A 240-nucleotide genomic window follows, 5' to 3' on the forward strand; every position below is an offset into this window, starting at 1 on the left:
TCACTGATCGGCAGGCCGATCTTCACCAGGTTGCGCAGCGCCTGGTCCATGGTCAGGGTGCTGCCGGCCAGGGTGCCGTCGGCCAGGCGTACGCCGCCCAGGCACTTGGTCACGGTGTGGCTGCCCAGCTTGTATTCGCCATCGGGCATGCCGGCGGCGGCGGTGGAATCGGTGACGCAATACTGGCACGGGATCGAGCGCAGCTCCACGCGCATGGCGCCGGGGTGCACGTGCAGCAGG

1 pseudogene is annotated in these 240 nt (G+C 69.2%); it reads right to left on the reverse strand.

Annotation, left to right across the window (positions count from 1 at the left end):
- Positions 1-240, reverse strand: a pseudogene (locus AC0L20_RS41745) (N-acetylglucosamine-6-phosphate deacetylase); the annotation flags it as partial.

The organism is Bradyrhizobium sp. Kon58, assembly GCF_055807455.1.